We start from the raw sequence: 17,439 nt of genomic DNA, 5'->3' as shown, positions 1-17,439 counted from the left end.
GGATTCTATGGCTGATGAGAACTCGCGAAGACGTCCTCCCCGCAAGATGCGCCCCGTTATCAGATTGCCGGGTCATTGTCGAGTGAGTCGTCGGCGACGGTGATGCGGACCCGGCTGTTGAGCTGGCGCTGGCGTTTTCGCCTCGGGTTCGCTAGCACGGTTTTGATTTTATCGGATGCGGACGAAAGTGTTGTGACGTTGAACGCCAGGGACCGCACTTTGTGGCAACCCGCAGCCGCGCCGCTCAACGAGCGGCCGATCGCCTGGGACGCGATCGCCGCTGGCGTGCTGCTCGCCTTGGTGATCGAGTTCACCCTGTCGCTTTTTGGTTTCGGCATCGTTCGCGGCGATCTCGCCCTGGCGGAGACAATCGGTCTCGCTGCGGTGCTGACCCCTGCCGGATTGGCCTCGCTGGTCGGCGCGGTGTTCGGGCTGGGGATCGGTGGATTTGCCGCGGCCCGCTTTGCCGGGGCGACGGGCATCGGCAGCGCCGGTCTGCATGGTCTGTTGACCTTCGCCGCCGCGCTCCTCCTGGTCGTACTGTTGTTCAGCCAGCGTCCACCCGCCGTGGTCGCCTACGGTCTCGGCATGGCCAGCCCGGCGCTGGTGGCTCTGTCTGCGGCCCCCGCGCCGCAGCGTCCGGCGCAAGCGGTGGGACATCGCATCGTCGACACTCTTCTCGATCGCGCTGGCCTTGGCGAGGGCCGCGAGCGGCAGGTGGCGTTTGGCGCGCTGACAGCCGGGATCGACGAGACGGCGAGCGTCGCCGCCGCGACGACCGCCGCCGCGACGCTGGCCCGGATCGAAGGAATCGATGCGGCGGTGGCCGAGCGGCGGCTTGAGGATTTGCAAAGGGCCAACGATCGCGCTTTGCGCCGGGATCGGCGCAGCAGAGCGGCGGCGATCGAGACCGTCGCGGGCGACTGCTTTTCGACCTTCTTGGCCTTGGTGCTGGTGATGGCGGCCGCGCTCATCGGCGGTATGCTCGGCAAGACGCGCGAATCGCGGGGGGTCGCTCTCGGCTGGTGAGGGCGGCCGCGCGCGTGGCCTGAGGCCACAGGGTTTCATCGGGGCGACTGGGCGAAAGCCAAGCGCTGCAATGTTCAGGTTTGATGAGGGAGGCGACGATCGCTGATCTTTCGGGTGTCGGTCGCGACAAGAGCTACCGGGACGGCCGCATGAGCGACTTCGGGCGCGAGCGCGGCGCGGCGACCATCGGCATGATGCGGCGCATTTCCTGGGGCGCCATCCTGGCCGGGGCGATTCTTGCTCTGATGATCCAGTTCATGCTCGGTCTGTTGGGGCTCGGCATCGGCCTTGCCGGCGCCGACGGCAGTTTGGCGGGAATGACGTCCGTGCCGGGACTTTGGGCCTTCGCTGTCGTGCTGCTCGGCGTCTTTATCGGAGCGTTTGCGGCGGCGCGCTTTGCCGGCGTTCCCTCCCGCATCGACGGCATGTTGCATGGCCTCGTCACCTGGGCGGTCACCGGGCTGTTGGCGCTCTATCTTTTGACCAGTGGCACGGCGAGCGTCGTCGGTGGCGCCTTTGGTGTTCTCGGCCAGTCGATCGACGATCTGACCAGAACCGCCAACGCTTTGGCGTCTGGGACCGACGCCTTGTCGACGCTGGTCGAGCGTGATGCCGGTCGGCTGCTGGCGCCACCTGCCGCGCCTCAGCCGGTTCCAGCGCCGGCGGCGGCCGAGGGGGAGGACGCGCCGGTTGCACCTGCGGCAGCTCCCCAGCCGGCGACGTCGGCCGAGCGTCAGGCGGCGATCCGCGAGGTGGCGGCAGCCCTCGCGGCGGGAGGCGATACGACGGCGCAAGGTCCAGCGGTCGAGGCGATCAGCCGGACCGCGGGCGTCGGGCGCAGTGAGGCCGAGCGCCGCTATGGCGCTTTGAAGGCGCGTTACGACCAGACACAAGCCGATCAGAAAAGCGCCCGCCATGCGGCCGCCGGAGCGATGGCGAAGGCGTCACTGACTGCCTTCGCCGCGATGTTGCTCGGCTTTGTCGTCGGCGGCCTCGGTGGCCTTTTCGGGCGTCCCGGCCGACCGCGCGGGGAAACGGCGGCACGCGCGTAAGGGCATTCCTCCCGCAGGCCCTGAGCAGGGGGGCGGGGGCATTTGCGCGCCAAGCCTCCGACGGGACGCACAAAGGGCGCACACTCTGGACGCGTGCTCTGATTGAGTTGACGTATCGTGCTTTTGAGCATCGGCCCCCTCACATCGCCCCGCCGATCCGGTCGGCGCGGCGATCGATGTCGGCCATCCCTGGCGTCAGGATTGCTGTCGGCGGACTTGGCGAAGCGGCGGTTTGTGTTGGCGGCGCAACACAGCCGTCCCAGTTTCGATCGCCGGTGCGCCGTCGGCCTCATGCCCCTGGCCGCGATCGCCGGACACCCCGTCCGGGACCGTCGCCGCGATGAGTTCTTCGAGGGTTTTGGCCTCGCGCTCCAACGCCGCTTCGAGCCGGGCGGAGACGAAGAAGAACGGTACAGCGACGGCGACGCCGGCAATCGTTGTGGCAAAAGCCGTGAGGATGCCGGTGGTCAGTTGCGTCGGGTCGGTCACACCGCCAAGCGTCTCCGGAGTCGTCTCGATCGTCTTGATGAGGGCGTAGATTGTGCCGAGAATACCGAGGACCGGCGCTGAATAGACGATGGCGTCGAGGATCGGCAGGTGTCGCGAGAACCGCGTCAGCCCCTCGATCGCGGTTTCCTCGGCCAGCAACCGCGCACGCTGCCGTCCGAGCGGACCGGCGCCACCGCTGGCAAGGCCGGCCTGCGCGGCGAGCACCACGCGTTGCTTGAACGGCGCGGGCCTGCTCTTTGCGTCGGGCCGGGCTTCCTCGGCGCGGTCCTCTTGGCCAACGCCGTTTTTCCGAAATTGCCTTCGCTTGAGCAGGGAAATGACCAAGCCGGCGAGGGCCAGCAGCAACAGGGCCGCGAAGACCGCTCCCGCGCCCGTCTGGATTTGGGCGTGAATAAATTGCGACATGTCGTCCGCCAATTTGTCAGCTGTCGAAGACGCGTGTGAGGCGTCCAATGCATGTCGAGGAAAGCGGCGATCCATGATGGCAAGGAAGAATGCAAGTACGGATTGAATTTAACATTTGTCGATAATCAATCTTCGTTATAAATTCAATTGCAACTTTTGATAGTTTTATGCGTCGTGTCAACAGTCAAAAATAAATTGATATTTCAATTTTTGCCGATTCTTTGGTTTCGAGAGGCGAACCCGGTGTCGCGTCAGTTTCGTCCAAACGGCCAAAATGGTTTCGACGCTGCGGAGGAAATTCGTTGCGGCAAGCGCAAACACCCTGTCTCGGGCCGATGCGTGAATGGCACGGACCCTATCGGCTCCATTATGCTGGCCGCCGCTTATGTGCCGCGGGAAGGGACGACGGGGCTGCGGGACGCGCGCGGCGTCCCAGGGAGTGAGCTGAGAGTGGCCACTTTCAAGCCGACACGATGCTGCCGATCGCGCGGGTGAGCGGGGTCCATCGAACGCAAGGGCGCATTCGCGCCCCGGCTGTCTTGCGGCGGTTTCAGACGCTGCGGCCGCCCCGCCGCAGATGCTCGTCGAGCCGCGGCATGATCTCGACGAAATTGCAGGGGCGATGGCGGTAGTCGAGCTGGTCCTTGAGAATGTGATCCCAGCCGTCGCGGCAGGCGCCCGGCGAGCCCGGCAGGACGAAGACGAATGTCGCATCGATAACGCCGCCGGTCGCCCGCGACTGGATGGTCGACACGCCGATCTTTTCGTAAGAGACACGGTGGAAGATCGCCGAAAAGCCGTCCATCCGCTTTTCGAACAGCGGCTCCAGCGCCTCCGGCGTGACGTCGCGGCCGGTCAAGCCGGTGCCGCCGGTGGAGATCACCACGTCGATCGCCGGATCCTTGGCCCAGCCTGTCACCACCGCGCGGATGGCCGCGACATCATCGGTGACGATCCTGCGATCGGCCAGGCGATGGCCGGCTTCGGTCAACCGGTCGACAAGGGTCTGGCCGGAGCGGTCGTCGTTCAGGCTGCGGCTGTCCGAAACGGTGAGGATGGCGATCGAGAGCGGCACGAAGTTGCGGGTCTCGGTGGTCATGGCCGGTTCCTCTGTGTTGCCTGGCCGGGGTGGGACAGCCACCAGCCGGGTTCTTCGGCCGCGATCATCCGTGCAGCCTCGGCAAGGCTTTTGTGATCGTCGAACAGCCCAAAGACGGTCGCCCCGGAGCCGGACATGCGGGCGAAGATGGCACCGGCGGCAATCAGCCTAGAACGCACGGCCTCGATTTCCGGGGCGATCGATCCGGCCGCCAGTGCCAGATCGTTGCGGCTTTCGGCAAGAAAGGCAACCAATGCGTCGACATCGTCAAAGCCTGCGGCGGGCGCGGCGGTCATCGGTGGATTGTCCGGTCGCGCCAGCATGCGGAAGACTGCCGGCGTTTCGACAGCACGGCCGGGATTGACCAGCAGCATCGAAAGTCTCGGCATGGTGGCGATCGGGGTGACCTCTTCGCCGATCCCGGTGACCAGAGCCGGGCGGCCGACCAAACACATCGGCACGTCGGCGCCGAGGTGAACGCACGCCTCTGCCATCGCCCGGCGGGCCTCGGGCGGGGCCACGCTGCTCACCAGGGCCAGGAGCGCCGCAGCATCGGCCGAGCCACCGCCAATGCCGGCAGCGACCGGCAGATGTTTCGACAAGCCAATATCGAGTGGCGGCAGGTCGAGGCCGAAACGCTTCAGCTCGGTTCGGGCGAGGGCGGCGGCCTTGAGAACGATGTTCTCGCCCCCCATTGGCACGCGACGGGCAAACCGGCCGTCAATCGTCAGCCGATCGCTTTCGTCGTCGGCAAGCGCGCGCGCAGTGATCGTGTCGCCCGCGTCGCTGTCGAACACCACCAGGCTTTCGAGCCTGTGGTAGCCGTCCGGGCGACGACCGACGACATGCAGCGCGAGATTGACCTTGGCGGGCGCGAAGCGTGGTTCGGCCGGGACGATCAAGGCTTCCATCCGACCGGCTGCTCCGTGTTCAGGCCCGTATGCGGGGCCGTCAGTCGCTGGTCTTGCCTTTGCTCGCCGGCAGGATGCTGGTGCCCTTGGCCTCGGCATCCTTGTTCGGCGTCGCGGCCGCGCCTTCCTCGGCCTTGGCCTGGTTGGTCTCGTCGTCGCCATGATCGTGCAGGCCGTTCTGCAGCTTCGCCTCGATCTCCTTGCGGGCATCGGCGTCGGGGGCCGGTTGCCCGACGAGCGCACGCTCCCACTGGAACTTCGCCTCGCGCTTGCGGCCGACATGCCAATAGGCGTCGCCGAGATGGTCGTTGATCGTCGGATCCATCGGCGTGATCAGCACCGCGCGCTCAAGCTGCTTGACGGCGTCGTCATAGCGGCCGAGGCGATAATAGGCCCAACCCAGACTGTCGATGATGTAGCCGTCATTGGGCCGCAGATCGACGGCCCGCTTGATCATGTCCAGTCCCTCTTTGAGGTTCCGGTTCATGTCGACCCAAGAGTAGCCGAGATAATTCAGAACCTGCGGCTGGTCGGGGGAGAGCTTCAGCGCCTTTTTGAAGTCCGGCTCGGCCTTGTCCCACATCTTCTGGCGCTCATAAGCGATGCCGCGCTGGTAATAGAGGTTCCAGGTGTCGGCATCGTCGGCCTTGGAAAGCTTGATCGCCGTGTCGAGCTGCTCGGCCGCCTGATCGAACTGTTTGTCGGCCGAATAGATGTCGGCAAGCGCGGTGTGGGCGCGCACGTCGTCGGGATAGTCCTTGGCGGCCCGCTCCAGATGGGTCTTCGCTTCGTCCTTCTTGTCCGCATACCAAAGGTCGAGACCGATCTGCAGATCGGCGGTGCGTCGGAAGGCCGAATTTTCGGGGATCTCGCGGTAGTAGGCGATGGCGTCTTCAAGCTGTTGCGCCTGTTCGGCGATGCCGGCGAGAGCGGTGAGTAACGCCGGATTGCGCGGGGCGAGGGCCTTGGCGAGCTGGAAATAGAGCAGTGCCACCTGCTGCCCGTCGCCGCGATTGATCGCCTGGCCGAGGACGTAGAGCGTCTCGGCGGCGCCCTCCTGGGCCGAGGCGACGGCGGGTTCGATGGTCTCGCCGCGATTGATGCGATCGCGCAGCGCCTGCATTGGCGTGTAGTTCGGCGCAACGGCTAGGCCCGCGCCGGCAGCCTTCAGGGCCGCCTGCTTGTCGCCGGCACGCGCTTCCAGCCGGGCGAGCGCCTCGGCGGCGCCGAGATAGGCGTCGGGCGACGTTCGGGCGAGCGCCTGATCATCGAGAACCTTCTGCAGGGCCGCGCGCGCCGCCGTCGGCCGACCGGCGACGTCGGCGATGAGGCCCTTCTGGTAGTCGTTGAAAATGGCGTACCAGGGCGCGCCCTTGGTCTGATCGATGCGCGACAGAGCGTCGTCGACGCGGCCGGCGCCAAGCTCCGCCCAGGCGGTCAGATGGGCGAGCAGCAGGGCGTCGAGATCGCTTGGATTGACGATGTCGAATTCGGCAATGGCGGCGTTGAAATCGCCCTTGCGCAGGGCGTCGACCCCGAGGGTGATTCGCGCGACCTTGGAGACGTTGCTGTCGTCGCGCAGCTTGGCGGCGAGATCGACGCCATCCTTGAAGCGGCCATCCGCCAAATAGGCGAACATCGCATCCTGCTGCAGCGGCTCCGAGGTCGGATCGATCGACAGGGCCTGGGTGTAGAAGTCGGTTGCCGTCGCCAGATCGCCTCCGGCCTGGGCAGTCTTGGCGGCAAGATAGGCGCCGGACAGCGTTCCTGCCGCCGGCACGGCTGGCTTTTGCGGGGGCGTCGTATCGCCGGCCGCCCTGGCGGCGCCGACCGAGACGAGCGCCGCCAGGGCGGAAGCCGACAGGGTTCTGAAGAGGCGCGAAAGCGTCACGATCGATCCTTTCCTCCGGCATCGCCGGTGCGATTGTCGTTCCGGGTGTCAGCCGCAGGTCGGCCCGGAGCCGTTCGGCTGGCGGGAGGTGAAGCCAAACCCGCCCAATTTGCAAGTCTCATCGGCGTGTTGCACCGAGACCTTGTCGGCAATGCGACAGCGCCGCGCCGGTCCTCAAACGTCGTGTGGTGGGGCGTTCAGTTCAAGCGTTCGATGCAGAAATCGACGACGCCGAGCATCGCCTCCCGGGCCGGCGAGATCGGCAGGCTGGCAGCAGCACGATAGGCGTCTTCGCCGAAACTGCGGGCCCGGGCTATGGTTTCTTCCAGGGCGTCGTGGCGCTGCATCAACTCTTTCGCGTGGGCGAGAGCGGCATCGTCATTCTCGCCGTCCTCCATGGCCCGCTGCCAGAACGCCTTTTCCTCGGCGTCGCCGCGCTCGTAGCTGACGATCACCGGCAGGGTGATCTTGCCCTCCCGGAAATCGTCGCCGGTGTTCTTGCCGAGGGCCGCGGCCGAGCCGCCATAATCGAGAACGTCGTCGACGAGTTGGAAGGCGAGACCGAGCGAGCGGCCGTAACCGCGCATCGCCTGGCGCTCCGCCTCGCCCTTGCCGGCAATCACCGGGCCAACCTCCGTCGCGGCGGAGAACAGCGCCGCCGTCTTGGCGTCGATCACGGCAATGTAATCGGCCTCGGTCGTGGTCATCGTCTTGGCGGCGGCGAGCTGCCAGACTTCGCCCTCGGCGATCACCGCCGACGCCGCCGAGAGGATCGCCAGCGCGTCGAGCGAGCCGACCTCGACCATCATTTTGAAGGCCTGGCCGAGCAGGAAGTCGCCGACGAGAACGCTTGCCTGGTTGCCCCAGATGGTCCGCGCCGTGCGCTTGCCGCGGCGCATGTCGCTCTCGTCGACCACGTCGTCATGCAACAGCGTCGCCGTGTGCATGAATTCGACGCTGGCCGCGAGCTTGACGTGATGGTCGCCGTCATAGCCATGAGCGAGGGCCGAGGCGATGGTGAGCATCGGCCGCAGGCGCTTGCCGCCGGACGAGATCAGATGCCTGGCAATTTCGGGAATGAGTTCGACATTCGAGCCGGCCATCGCCAGGATCAACTCGTTGACCCGCGCCATGTCGCGCGCGCTCAGCGAGAGGATGGGATCAATCGATTCTTGGGGCTGCCGTCTTGCAGCTTGGCTGGCCAGGCTCACCATGCTTCTCCGTAGATTCAAACCCTTTGCAGAGGATCTGCATTGCTGCCATACGGCCTGCGGGCGCTGCCGGGCAAGGCCGGCGTCACGGAACCGACCGTTTTGCCGCCGCGAGATCGTCGCGGTGCCGGCCCTTCGCGAACATGGCGTCGCAAAGGCCGATAGAAAGTGCGCGCGCTGGTTTCCTCACTGCGCGCGTCGTGGTTTGCGGCGTTTTGCTCTCGACAAGATCGGCCGGGCGCACGAGATATGGGGCCAATGTGCCGAGGCCCGTTGCGGAGCCTTAAGGAAGGATGCTTCATGAAGGAACTTGTGCGCTCCAATGACGCGGTTCTCATATCCTTCGTTGACGCTCTTCTCAACGATGCCGAAATTCCCCACTTCGTTGCCGATTCGCACATGAGCATCCTCGACGGCTCGATTGGCGTCCTGCCGCGCCGGATTCTCGTCGATCCCGATCATTTGATCCAAGCGCGCCGGATCCTGCGCGATGCCGATCTCGGCCACGAGATCTCCGAAATGTCCTGACGGCGGTGATGAACGCGCGCAACGACCCACTGGAGTTGCCGACCCTGATCGAGGGTCGCGCGGTTTGCAAGGACGCGTTCTATGACGGTCGTTTCGCGGCCCTGCAGCCGCGCGGCTGGGGCTATCGCTCCGGCCTCGATGCGCTGCTTCTCGCCGCTTGCGTGCCCGCCGATTGCACGGGCCGGATCGCCGATCTTGGTGCCGGATCGGGCGTCGTCGGCCTTGCCGCCAGCCTCAAGGCGGAGCGCGCGACGGTGACCCTTGTCGAGCGCCAGGCGATCATGGCGGCGCTTTGCCAGGCCTCGCTCGCGTTGCCGGACAACGCCGCGCTCACGAGCCGGCTGACGGTCATCGAGGCCGATCTCGGTGCCAAGCGGGCGGTGCGCGAGGCGGCGGGGCTTTGCGACGGCGCGTTCGATCTGGTGCTGACCAATCCGCCGTTTCACCCGATCAGCTATCGCCGCCCGCCCGATCCCGTGCGCGACAATGCGCTGTTTGCCGCCGATGACATGACCCTCGATCGCTGGTTCGCGGTGTCGGCGGCGCTGATCGCCGCGCGCGGCCGGCTGGTGACGGTGCTGCGGACGGATCTGCTGGGTGCCGCCCTCGCGGGGCTCGGTTCCCGCTTCGGTGGCACGGCCGTGCTGCCGGTCCACACCCGCGCCGGTGCGCCAGCCGAGCGGATCGTGATCGCAACGGCCAAGGGCTCGCGGGCGCCGCTCAAACTGCTGCCCGGCCTCGCTTTGCAGACGGCCGACGGTCAGCCGAGCGATCTTTCGCGCGCGATTGCCGGCGGCCGTGCGACGATCGCCGGGCTCTGGCCTTGAGGCGCGTCGCCTTATCGCGAACCGTTTGCGAAGCGCTCGCGAGTGCCTACATCCGGCGAAAATTTTGCCGCCCGTCTCCGATATCGAACCGACAAAGGCACCATGGCCCATCTGATCAAGAAGCTCGTCCCCAAGCGTTTCCGCAAGGACGAAATCACCATCCCGGTCGTCAAGCTCGCCGGCACGATCATGGCGTCCGGATCGGTTCTGCGGCAGAACCTGTCGATCGCCGCCGCCGCGCCGGTGCTCGACAAGGCCTTCGCTTACAAAAAGGCGCCCGCCGTCGCCATCGTGGTCAATTCCCCTGGCGGCTCGCCGGTGCAGTCGCGGCTGATCTTTCAACGGATCCGGGATCTCGCCGAGGAGAAGAAGAAGATCGTCCTCGTCTTCGTCGAAGATGTCGCGGCCTCGGGCGGCTACATGATCGCCTGCGCTGGCGACGAGATCATCGCCGATCCGTCGTCGATCGTCGGCTCGATCGGCGTCGTTTCCGGCTCCTTCGGCTTCGTCGAGGCGATCGCCAAGCTCGGGATCGAGCGCCGGGTCCACACCGCCGGCCAGAACAAGGCGACGCTCGATCCCTTCCAGCCGGAAAAGCCCGAGGACGTCGCCCATCTGAAGGCGCTGCAGCTCGAGGTGCACGAGACCTTTATCGATCTCGTCAAAGACCGCCGGGGCGCGCGCCTGCAGCCGGACGACCAGCTCTTTTCCGGCCTGTTCTGGTCCGGCAAGCGCGGCCTCGATCTCGGCCTCGTCGACGCTCTCGGCGATCTGCGCGGAACGCTGAAGGCGCGCTATGGCGAGAGCGTCAAGCTGGAGCTCGTCAGCGCCGGTCGCAGCTTGTTCGGCCGCAAGCCGAAGGGGATCAGCGCTGGGTTCGAGCCGGATCTGGCGGCGATCGGCGCAGGGCTGGCGGATGGTGTGGTCTCGCTTGCCGAAGAGCGCTTGCTTTGGGGCCGCTACGGCCTTTAGCCGGGGCTAGGGCGCCCTGCTGCGTCCTATCGGACGCAGAAAGGTCGCTCTCACCCTTTGAATCGACGCATCGTGCTTTGCCGAAAATCGATTCCGATTGTCTCGCCGATGCTGTCGCGCCGCGCGGCCGGCGCAACCTGCGGCCCTGTCGCGCGTTTGTCATCGTCAAGCGTTGCGCCGCGCCGGCGAAGGTGAATTGCGGCATGGACCCGCTCGGCGCATAATGACGGCCGAAGGTGCTTTCTGGAGATGATCGAAGCGATGCCCCAGCTCATTCTTCTGGGTCTCGTCGGAGCCGCGGCGTGGCTCGGCTACAAGCAGATGGCGCGGGACGCCGACAAGGTCTCCGAGCGCAACCGCCAATCTGAGGCGGAAATCCGCAACGGCGCGCAAGGCACGCTGGTGCGCGGCTCGGACGGGGTCTATCGCCTGCGCAAGGACTGACGGGCGCACGGGCAGCGCCCGCTTGCAAGTCGCCAGCAATTGCCAGTCTGACATGTGCGGGTCCGCACGATGCATAGATTCATCGAGTTACAGCGTCCTGTCTGCGTCCGATAGGACGCAGGGCGCCGAAGGGTCGCCGTCAGCCGGCGGATGTCTCGGTCGCCTTCGCGCGGCGGTGCGCTTCGATCGCCGGCATCGCCCGCTCGATCCATTCCGCCAGCGCGGTGACGTGAACCGCCACCGCCTCGCCGAGTGGCGTCAGGCTGTATTCGACATGCGGCGGCACCACGTCATGGGCAAGACGCGCCACCATGCCGTCGGCCTCCAGCCACTGCAGCGTCTGCGCCAGCATCCGCTCGCTCACCCCGCCGATCTTGCGGCGCAGTGCGCTGAAGCGGTGGGTGCCGGTGCCAAGCACCATCAGCACGAGTACGCCCCAACGGCTGGTGACATGTTTCAACACATCCCGCGACGGACAGGCGGCGGCCAGAAGGTCGCCCTGTCGCAGCCGCTCGGCCAGCGGCAGCATGCGGTCGTTCGCCGCCCCGTCCGGCCTCTGGCTGCGGGGCTTTGCGGACTGTTCGCATTTCGACATGGGCCGGTTCCAATCCTTGCCTGGACGCGCCGCGCTTCATGCCCCAGCGCCCGATCTGCCCGGGCTTGCCGGCATCACGGCGGCGCTGCCCGACGACATGCGGCGGATTTTTTGATACTTACAAAAATGTATGTACTTATGAAAAATAAGCAAGCCGCCTATCTCCCGATCGCATCGACACTCAGGGAGACGAACCATGACGATTGCCATCACCGGCGTGACCGGCCAGCTCGGCCAACACGTCGTCGCCGCACTCAGAGATATGGGCCGGGCAGACGACGTCGTCGGCATCGCCCGCTCGCCGGAAAAGGCCGTAGATCTCGGCATTTCGATCCGCAAGGCCGATTACGAGGATCTCGCAAGTCTTGAAGCGGCCTTTGAAGGCGTTGCGACGGTGCTGTTGATCTCGTCGAGCGAGATCGGCAAGCGCGTGGCGCAGCATCGCAACGTCATCGCGGCAGCGGAGGCGGCCGGCGTCGCGCGCGTCGCTTATACCAGCATCCTGCATGCCGACACGACGCCGTTGATGCTCGGGCAGGAGCACCGGGCGAGCGAACTCAGCCTGATCGAATCCGGCCTCGCCTACACGCTCCTGCGCAATGGCTGGTACACCGAAAATTATGCCGCGGGCATTCCGGTTGCGATCCAGGCCGGCGCCTTCATCGGCTGCGCCGGGACCGGCCGGATCGCCTCGGCGACCCGCCGCGACTACGCCGAAGCCGCCGCGAAGGTTTTGACGGGCGAGGGCCATGAGAACCGGATCTACGAGCTGGCCGGCGACACCGCCTATACCCGCGCCGAGATGGCCGGCGAGGTCTCACGCCTCGCTGGAGGCGAGATCCCCTATCACGACCTCACCCAGGCAGGCTACGCCGAGGCGCTGGCATCGGCCGGTCTGCCGCAAGTTCTCTGCGATCTTCTCGCCGACAGCGATGCCGGCGCCGCCAAAGGCGGCCTCTTCGGCGACGAACGCCACCTCTCCCAACTCATCGGCCGCCCGACGACGCCGATGGCCGAGACGGTCAAGGCGATGATGCCGTAAGGGCGAGAGAGGCTCGGACGAACCAGCCGGCGCCCGCAGTGGCGCCGGTTCGGCGCCATCGAGCCGCGTATCGCGCCAGATAGTCGGCGATCCGATTCGCCGAGCGCGCCCTGCGCTTCGTCTCGATCGCCTCGATCTCGGCCTTCGTCAGCGCCAGCATGCCCGGCTTTGCTGGTGGCAAATCGGGCCTGCGGGCGGCCCGGTTGGGGAGGCGGCCGGAGGGGCCGCGATAGTCGGGCGCGGCGAAGAACACTCCTTCGGCGGGCGTCCTCAAAGATCTGGCTGACTTATGTGGAAATCGCCTCCCGCGTGAGCCTGTAGTCAACCAAATCTTCGGGCCAACGGTCGCCGCCGTAGGTGAAGCCTTCGAGCCAGACGAGCTTGCCCTTCTCGACCTTGAGCAGAAAGCCCACCGAGATACGGCCGTTGAGGATCGCGCCGATCCCGCCGAGACCCGTGGTGATGGCTTCGCCGCTGAGTGTGAAAATGTCGCGATCATGAAACTCTACGGAAATTCCGACACCCGTAAGGTCGCGATCGGCCACCGCCGCCGCGTAGACTTCACGCGACAGGGGAGACCGCAGAAACACGCTATTTTCGTTGAGGATTTCAACGATGGCGTCGTATTCGAGAGAGGCCATTTTAGTCATCAGACGTCCTTCTACGGTATAAAAGCAGTCGACAGCCGGGGCACACCGTTGACCACGGCGCCGCGTACGGTCACGTTGAAGCCGTTCGATCGAACAACTGTCTGGAACGGACCTGATGTCGCCCGTACGGCGTTCCGCGTAGCGTTCTGCAGCGCCCTGTAGGCTTGCGCCTTGTCTCCGTCGAAGCTCTCAAGATACTGGTCGAGCTTGTGCTTCTGCAGTTGTTTGTCACCGAAGATGTGATCAACCTTGTTTGGGTCTTTGCTGTCGTCGTCATCGTCAGGGCCATCAGGATGGCAATCCGAGCAAGCAGTCGTCGCGGACTGTGAGGAAAGCTGTTCGTCGGCGCTCTGGTCGGCATCCTCTCCGGTTTCGCTCATGACATAGACGGCGCCCGCCGTCGCAACCGCCAGAACGCCGAAGACCAGCCAGCCCGGCGGGCCGCCCAGCAGCAGCGGCAATGCCGCCGCGCTCATGACTTGCCCTGCAGTTGTTGTGCCCCAATCGTCACCGACTGGAGCAGGAGCGAGACCTTCTCGTCGGGCGATTTGCCGTCGGGCTGTCTGAGATACGCAGCCACATCGAGATTACGGGAGATTTGGCCGTCCGTCATCAGGCGGAGATAAGCCCATCGACCATGGGCGGCTTCCGATACCAGGCCGATGCGATTGGCATCGTCGATCGATTCGGCTGCGAACACCCGCAGTTGAGCCTTGCCTTTGCCGGCTTGCTCCGGCGCGTATCGCGCCAGATAGTCGGCGATCCGATCCGCCGAGCGCGCCCTGCGCTTCGTCTCGATCGCCTCGATCTCGGCCTTCGTCAGCGCCAGCATGCCGGGCTTTGCTGGTGGCAAATCGGGTCTGCGGGCGGCCCGGTTGAGGAGGCGGCCGGAGGGGCCGGGATAGTCGGGGGCGGCGAAGAACACTCCTTCGGCGGGGCCGAATAGGCGCGAGAGGTGTTCCGGCGTCAGGGCCGGCAGGACCTGGGCGAGAACGTTGCCGTCGCCGTGACGAAACAGGACGGCTTCCGTTCCTGTTTCCTGGCCGGTCTCCAAAACGTCAGCCGCAGACGCCGCCGACGGTGGCGGGATGTCGGAAGCGGCCTTGCCATCCGCCGCCTCGTTTGGTGGACCATCGACATCGACGCTGCTCTCCGAAAAGCCGGGACCGGAGACAGCGGCGTCCCTCGGGATCAGCACCTTGTTCAATCCGCGCAGATGCCGGTAGAGGGCCGCGTCGGTGAAATCCACGCCGCCCAGCCAGAAGACGGCGAAGGGGGTGGGCCTGAGGGCCGCGACCATCCTGTCAAGGCGGCCGGCGGCTGCGGTGAAATAGGCGCTGGCCGCGTGGCCGCCGGCCGGGGCGGCGGGCTCGGGCGAGGCCTCCGGCAACATTCCGCCGCCGGTCTCGTCGCCGGCCGCGAGCGCCTTCCGCATCCGATCGGCCAATCGGTCCGAGCGGGCGGCAAGGGCTTCGTCGGAAAGGTCGTCGCCCTCGCCTGCCTCGTCGGCGAACCCGGCGACGGCGACCGGATCGCGGTAGAGATCGACGAGAAAGGGGCCGGCCTCGATCAGCGCGCGGTCGGGGCCGCGATAGAGCGCGCGGTGGAAAACACCGGCCTGGCGCAAGAGCGCCGGAGCATCGTCGAAACCCGAGCCGTCGACGACGACACGCAGCCGCCGCAGCGGATCGGCAACGAGACGCCCTGCCTCGCCGATGAGAGCCGCGAAGGCGGAACCGAGGGCCCGGGGTCCTGCGGCGGCATCAGACGGAGAGCGCTCCGCCTTCAAAAAAGATGCGCCCGCCTGGCCGGCATCCGCCATTTCGTCGCCCGCCCGCCCCATCCGCCGTCAGCCCCTGACGAAGGGCGTCGACTGCCCCGCCATGGATTTCTGGCAGGATGCCCGCCCGCCGCCGGGCCCTTCGTCGCCGAGCCGGCCCGCTTTGCGGCCGTTGATGAAGACCGAGGCCGAGCCCTGGGCGAGGGCCCGGCCGTGCGGCCCGGCATGGCCGGCGACGCAAGAGCGGGGCGCGTAGGTGTCGCCCACCCGCATCTGCGGGCGGCCGTTCGTGAACACATCCGGACTGCCGCCGGTCGCCGCAGACGGGGGAAAATGACAGCCGTGGCCGGAGCCGATATCGCCTTGACGATGGGCTGGCGGCATCGCCTTCCTCCTCTTCGCATTGCGATCATCCCTGCGGGGCCGGGACAGGAACGCCGTCGCCACCCTCCGTTGCACATATTTAGGTAAGCTTACGATTTTGACAAACCAAAACGAGCCCAGGGCGTTTTCTGCCGGCCGCTGAAAAGGAGCCTCGGCCGTTCCGGCTTTAGAGCCGCAGGTCCGGTTTCCGCCGGTCCTTCCAGATCCTTGAAACGCTTGAGTGGGTCGAGCACGCTACGGCAGCTTCTCGGCTCAACCGCCCCAGAGCAGCCATTCGGCGTTCGGCCCGATCATTCCGACGATCCCTCGCACTCTTCCCCACGCCAAGCCTTGACCGGTCGCTCGCCTGCATGGCAACTCGCGGGCGATTGTTTTGCTCGGCGCTTGGGGCCGGGCCTTCTGCCGGATCGCTGCGCAATGTCAGACACGCCTCCCCATATGGACCCGCGCCGTTCGTTTCAGGCGTTGATCCTGACGCTGCATCGCTATTGGGCCGATTACGGCTGCGCGGTGCTGCAGCCCTATGACATGGAGGTCGGCGCCGGCACCTTCCATCCGGCGACCACCTTGCGCGCGCTCGGGCCGAAACCCTGGAACGCCGCCTATGTGCAGCCGTCCCGGCGGCCGAAGGACGGGCGCTACGGCGAAAACCCCAACCGGCTGCAGCACTATTATCAGTATCAGGTGATCCTGAAGCCTAATCCGTCGAACCTGCAGGAGCTCTATCTCGGCTCGCTGGAGGCGATCGGCATCGATACCGGGTTGCACGACATCCGCTTTGTCGAGGACGATTGGGAAAGCCCGACGCTCGGCGCCTGGGGGCTCGGCTGGGAGTGCTGGTGCGACGGCATGGAAGTCTCGCAGTTCACCTATTTCCAGCAGGTCTGCGGCATCGAATGCGCGCCCGTCGCCGGCGAGCTGACCTATGGGCTCGAACGCCTGGCGATGTATGTCCAGGGCGTCGACAGGGTCTACGACCTCAATTTCAACGGCCGCGAGGGCGCCGAGAAGGTGACCTATGGCGACGTCTTTCTGCAGGCCGAGCAGGAATATTCCCGCTACAATTTCGAGATCGCCGACACCAAGATGCTGCACCAGCATTTCATCGATGCGGAAAACGAATGCTGGGCGATCCTGGCGGCGGGCGACCCTTCGAGGCTCGCTCCGCCCGCACCTCAGGATGAGGCTTCGAGGCCGGTTGCCGCGGCGCCTCAGGGGGAGGGCTGCGGGACGAGCGGCGGGGCGGCCCTGCATCGCTGTGTGCTGCCGGCCTATGACCAGTGCATCAAGGCCTCTCACGTCTTCAATCTCTTGGATGCGCGCGGCGTCATCTCGGTGACTGAGCGCCAGAGCTATATTTTGCGGGTGCGAAATCTCGCCAAGGCCTGCGGCGAGGCCTTCCTCTCCACCGAGGCGGGCGGGGCGACTTGGACCCGCTGATCGGCCTGTCCGAGGTTGCTCGCAACCTCGCTTTGCCGGCGATCGGCAGCTTCGGCGTTTTGATCGCTTGTTGGCAGGCGCTGATGGCGCGGCGCAAGAACGGCTTGGACATCCTCGCCAAATCCGCCGAGCTGTTCGCCGGCGCCGATGCCGGCGGCAAGCGCGCCGCCTTCGCCTTGCTGCTCGATGCGGCGGAAAACCGCTCGACCCGCGAAATGGCACTGCCGCTGCTGTTGCACTATATCAGCGAGGAGGATGATATGGATGTGCTGCAGTCATGGCGCGATCTCGCCGAGGATCGTGATCTCGCTCGCTACGTGACCTGGCAGATCGATGGCTTGAAGGAGGTCGAGGCGAATGCTCAATGACGCGCTGTATGTGGCGGCGGTCGCGCTCGTCATCGTCGCCTTCATGACGATCGCCGCGATGTTCGCCGTCGGCTGGATCGGCCTGATCCGGCTGTATCTCAAGGAGCGCCGCAGCCGCCGCGCGGCCGATGCCTATCTGCGGGACGTCAACCGCCGACAGCTCGAGCGCCACGCCGCCTGACACAGCGCCGGGCGCTTTGGCCGGCCGCGCCGGCACCGCCTTGGCCGCGCCCTTTTCGTGGCCCTTCTCCCGCGGCGCTCGCCGCGACCTTCAGACCAACGGGCTCATGAGCCGATTGTC

General features: G+C 66.1%; 20 protein-coding genes. 10 read left to right on the top strand and 10 right to left on the bottom strand.

Going from position 1 to position 17,439, the window contains the following annotated elements:
* The first annotated feature begins 219 nt into the window (after window positions 1–219).
* Window positions 220–1,029 carry a hypothetical protein gene (locus J1C48_RS16265; RefSeq protein WP_207259053.1) on the top strand — a complete coding sequence of 270 codons (810 nt, stop codon included), beginning with the start codon at window positions 220–222 and terminating at the stop codon, window positions 1,027–1,029.
* 83 nt (window positions 1,030–1,112) lie between these two features.
* Window positions 1,113–2,081, top strand: coding sequence for a hypothetical protein (locus J1C48_RS16260; RefSeq protein WP_207259052.1), 969 nt, complete (start codon window positions 1,113–1,115; stop codon window positions 2,079–2,081).
* Window positions 2,082–2,276: 195 nt separating this feature from the next.
* Here J1C48_RS16260 and J1C48_RS16255 read toward each other — a convergent pair whose 3' ends face one another.
* The 5 genes from J1C48_RS16255 to J1C48_RS16235 all read right to left on the bottom strand — a co-directional run bounded on the left by J1C48_RS16255 (window position 2,277) and on the right by J1C48_RS16235 (window position 8,111).
* Window positions 2,277–2,996, bottom strand: a complete 720-nt coding sequence (locus tag J1C48_RS16255; RefSeq protein WP_207259051.1) for a MotA/TolQ/ExbB proton channel family protein — start codon at window positions 2,994–2,996, stop codon at window positions 2,277–2,279.
* A gap of 550 nt (window positions 2,997–3,546) precedes the next feature.
* On the bottom strand, window positions 3,547–4,095 hold the full coding sequence (gene moaB, locus J1C48_RS16250; protein ID WP_207259050.1) for a molybdenum cofactor biosynthesis protein B: 549 nt from the start codon (window positions 4,093–4,095) through the stop codon (window positions 3,547–3,549).
* The gene (locus J1C48_RS16245) at window positions 4,092–5,006 is read right to left on the bottom strand and encodes a 4-(cytidine 5'-diphospho)-2-C-methyl-D-erythritol kinase (RefSeq protein WP_207259049.1); all 915 of its coding nucleotides are present in this window, start codon (window positions 5,004–5,006) and stop codon (window positions 4,092–4,094) included. Before J1C48_RS16245 ends, moaB begins: the two co-directional genes overlap by 4 nt.
* Before the next feature lie 40 nt (window positions 5,007–5,046).
* Complete coding sequence (locus tag J1C48_RS16240; RefSeq protein WP_207259048.1) at window positions 5,047–6,897, bottom strand: tetratricopeptide repeat protein; 1,851 nt, start codon at window positions 6,895–6,897, stop codon at window positions 5,047–5,049.
* A gap of 197 nt (window positions 6,898–7,094) precedes the next feature.
* Window positions 7,095–8,111, bottom strand: coding sequence for a polyprenyl synthetase family protein (locus J1C48_RS16235; RefSeq protein WP_207259047.1), 1,017 nt, complete (start codon window positions 8,109–8,111; stop codon window positions 7,095–7,097).
* A 297-nt stretch (window positions 8,112–8,408) separates the two neighbouring features.
* Here J1C48_RS16235 and J1C48_RS16230 point away from each other — a divergent pair, with 297 nt between their 5' ends.
* The 4 genes from J1C48_RS16230 (at window position 8,409) to J1C48_RS16215 (ending at window position 10,879) form a co-directional block, all read left to right on the top strand.
* Complete coding sequence (locus J1C48_RS16230; RefSeq protein ID WP_207259046.1) at window positions 8,409–8,636, top strand: putative signal transducing protein; 228 nt, start codon at window positions 8,409–8,411, stop codon at window positions 8,634–8,636.
* An 8-nt stretch (window positions 8,637–8,644) separates the two neighbouring features.
* Window positions 8,645–9,463, top strand: a complete 819-nt coding sequence (locus J1C48_RS16225) for a tRNA1(Val) (adenine(37)-N6)-methyltransferase (RefSeq protein ID WP_207259045.1) — start codon at window positions 8,645–8,647, stop codon at window positions 9,461–9,463.
* 102 nt (window positions 9,464–9,565) lie between these two features.
* Complete coding sequence (locus tag J1C48_RS16220; RefSeq protein WP_207259044.1) at window positions 9,566–10,435, top strand: S49 family peptidase; 870 nt, start codon at window positions 9,566–9,568, stop codon at window positions 10,433–10,435.
* 249 nt (window positions 10,436–10,684) lie between these two features.
* Complete coding sequence (locus J1C48_RS16215) at window positions 10,685–10,879, top strand: hypothetical protein (RefSeq protein ID WP_231081849.1); 195 nt, start codon at window positions 10,685–10,687, stop codon at window positions 10,877–10,879.
* A gap of 139 nt (window positions 10,880–11,018) precedes the next feature.
* Here J1C48_RS16215 and J1C48_RS16210 read toward each other — a convergent pair whose 3' ends face one another.
* On the bottom strand, window positions 11,019–11,474 hold the full coding sequence (locus J1C48_RS16210) for a winged helix-turn-helix transcriptional regulator (RefSeq protein ID WP_425523516.1): 456 nt from the start codon (window positions 11,472–11,474) through the stop codon (window positions 11,019–11,021).
* 196 nt (window positions 11,475–11,670) lie between these two features.
* On the opposite strand from J1C48_RS16210, the gene J1C48_RS16205 reads away from it, so the two are divergent.
* A complete protein-coding gene (locus J1C48_RS16205; RefSeq protein WP_207259043.1) occupies window positions 11,671–12,516 on the top strand; it encodes an SDR family oxidoreductase in 846 nt (281 codons plus the stop codon).
* Window positions 12,517–12,803: 287 nt separating this feature from the next.
* Here J1C48_RS16205 and J1C48_RS16200 read toward each other — a convergent pair whose 3' ends face one another.
* From J1C48_RS16200 to J1C48_RS16185, 4 genes are read right to left on the bottom strand one after another with little or no spacing between them, the layout of a single operon-like run.
* On the bottom strand, window positions 12,804–13,166 hold the full coding sequence (locus J1C48_RS16200; RefSeq protein WP_207259042.1) for a hypothetical protein: 363 nt from the start codon (window positions 13,164–13,166) through the stop codon (window positions 12,804–12,806).
* Between the two features lie 11 nt (window positions 13,167–13,177).
* A complete protein-coding gene (locus J1C48_RS16195) occupies window positions 13,178–13,642 on the bottom strand; it encodes a hypothetical protein (protein WP_207259041.1) in 465 nt (154 codons plus the stop codon).
* Window positions 13,639–15,009 carry a hypothetical protein gene (locus J1C48_RS16190; protein WP_207259040.1) on the bottom strand — a complete coding sequence of 457 codons (1,371 nt, stop codon included), beginning with the start codon at window positions 15,007–15,009 and terminating at the stop codon, window positions 13,639–13,641. Before J1C48_RS16190 ends, J1C48_RS16195 begins: the two co-directional genes overlap by 4 nt.
* Window positions 15,010–15,015: 6 nt before the next feature.
* Window positions 15,016–15,330, bottom strand: a complete 315-nt coding sequence (locus J1C48_RS16185) for a PAAR domain-containing protein (protein ID WP_207259039.1) — start codon at window positions 15,328–15,330, stop codon at window positions 15,016–15,018.
* A gap of 417 nt (window positions 15,331–15,747) precedes the next feature.
* On the opposite strand from J1C48_RS16185, the gene J1C48_RS16180 reads away from it, so the two are divergent.
* From J1C48_RS16180 to J1C48_RS16170, 3 genes are read left to right on the top strand one after another with little or no spacing between them, the layout of a single operon-like run.
* Window positions 15,748–16,770 (top strand): glycine--tRNA ligase subunit alpha, encoded by a 1,023-nt coding sequence (locus J1C48_RS16180; RefSeq protein ID WP_207259038.1) that lies wholly within the window; start codon window positions 15,748–15,750, stop codon window positions 16,768–16,770.
* The gene (locus tag J1C48_RS16175) at window positions 16,758–17,138 is read left to right on the top strand and encodes a hypothetical protein (RefSeq protein WP_207259037.1); all 381 of its coding nucleotides are present in this window, start codon (window positions 16,758–16,760) and stop codon (window positions 17,136–17,138) included. Before J1C48_RS16180 ends, J1C48_RS16175 begins: the two co-directional genes overlap by 13 nt.
* Window positions 17,128–17,319 carry a hypothetical protein gene (locus J1C48_RS16170; RefSeq protein ID WP_207259036.1) on the top strand — a complete coding sequence of 64 codons (192 nt, stop codon included), beginning with the start codon at window positions 17,128–17,130 and terminating at the stop codon, window positions 17,317–17,319. Before J1C48_RS16175 ends, J1C48_RS16170 begins: the two co-directional genes overlap by 11 nt.
* Window positions 17,320–17,439 lie beyond the last annotated feature (120 nt).

Origin of the sequence: Jiella flava, assembly GCF_017349315.1 — a bacterium.
Lineage (GTDB): Bacteria > Pseudomonadota > Alphaproteobacteria > Rhizobiales > Rhizobiaceae > Jiella > Jiella flava.
Note: the sequence above shows the minus strand (reverse complement) of the source record. Positions and strands in the feature narration are given on the sequence as shown.

Coding starts and splice junctions, on each gene's coding strand:
- J1C48_RS16260 (WP_207259052.1), top strand. CDS start 1,113: ATGAGGGAGGCGACGATCGCTGATCTTTCGGGTGTCGGTCGCGACAAG.
- J1C48_RS16255 (WP_207259051.1), bottom strand. CDS start 2,996: ATGTCGCAATTTATTCACGCCCAAATCCAGACGGGCGCGGGAGCGGTC.
- moaB (WP_207259050.1), bottom strand. CDS start 4,095: ATGACCACCGAGACCCGCAACTTCGTGCCGCTCTCGATCGCCATCCTC.
- J1C48_RS16245 (WP_207259049.1), bottom strand. CDS start 5,006: ATGGAAGCCTTGATCGTCCCGGCCGAACCACGCTTCGCGCCCGCCAAG.
- J1C48_RS16235 (WP_207259047.1), bottom strand. CDS start 8,111: ATGGTGAGCCTGGCCAGCCAAGCTGCAAGACGGCAGCCCCAAGAATCG.
- J1C48_RS16230 (WP_207259046.1), top strand. CDS start 8,409: ATGAAGGAACTTGTGCGCTCCAATGACGCGGTTCTCATATCCTTCGTT.
- J1C48_RS16225 (WP_207259045.1), top strand. CDS start 8,645: ATGAACGCGCGCAACGACCCACTGGAGTTGCCGACCCTGATCGAGGGT.
- J1C48_RS16220 (WP_207259044.1), top strand. CDS start 9,566: ATGGCCCATCTGATCAAGAAGCTCGTCCCCAAGCGTTTCCGCAAGGAC.
- J1C48_RS16215 (WP_231081849.1), top strand. CDS start 10,685: ATGATCGAAGCGATGCCCCAGCTCATTCTTCTGGGTCTCGTCGGAGCC.
- J1C48_RS16210 (WP_425523516.1), bottom strand. CDS start 11,474: ATGTCGAAATGCGAACAGTCCGCAAAGCCCCGCAGCCAGAGGCCGGAC.
- J1C48_RS16205 (WP_207259043.1), top strand. CDS start 11,671: ATGACGATTGCCATCACCGGCGTGACCGGCCAGCTCGGCCAACACGTC.
- J1C48_RS16200 (WP_207259042.1), bottom strand. CDS start 13,166: ATGACTAAAATGGCCTCTCTCGAATACGACGCCATCGTTGAAATCCTC.
- J1C48_RS16195 (WP_207259041.1), bottom strand. CDS start 13,642: ATGAGCGCGGCGGCATTGCCGCTGCTGCTGGGCGGCCCGCCGGGCTGG.
- J1C48_RS16190 (WP_207259040.1), bottom strand. CDS start 15,009: ATGGGGCGGGCGGGCGACGAAATGGCGGATGCCGGCCAGGCGGGCGCA.
- J1C48_RS16185 (WP_207259039.1), bottom strand. CDS start 15,330: ATGCCGCCAGCCCATCGTCAAGGCGATATCGGCTCCGGCCACGGCTGT.
- J1C48_RS16180 (WP_207259038.1), top strand. CDS start 15,748: ATGTCAGACACGCCTCCCCATATGGACCCGCGCCGTTCGTTTCAGGCG.
- J1C48_RS16170 (WP_207259036.1), top strand. CDS start 17,128: ATGCTCAATGACGCGCTGTATGTGGCGGCGGTCGCGCTCGTCATCGTC.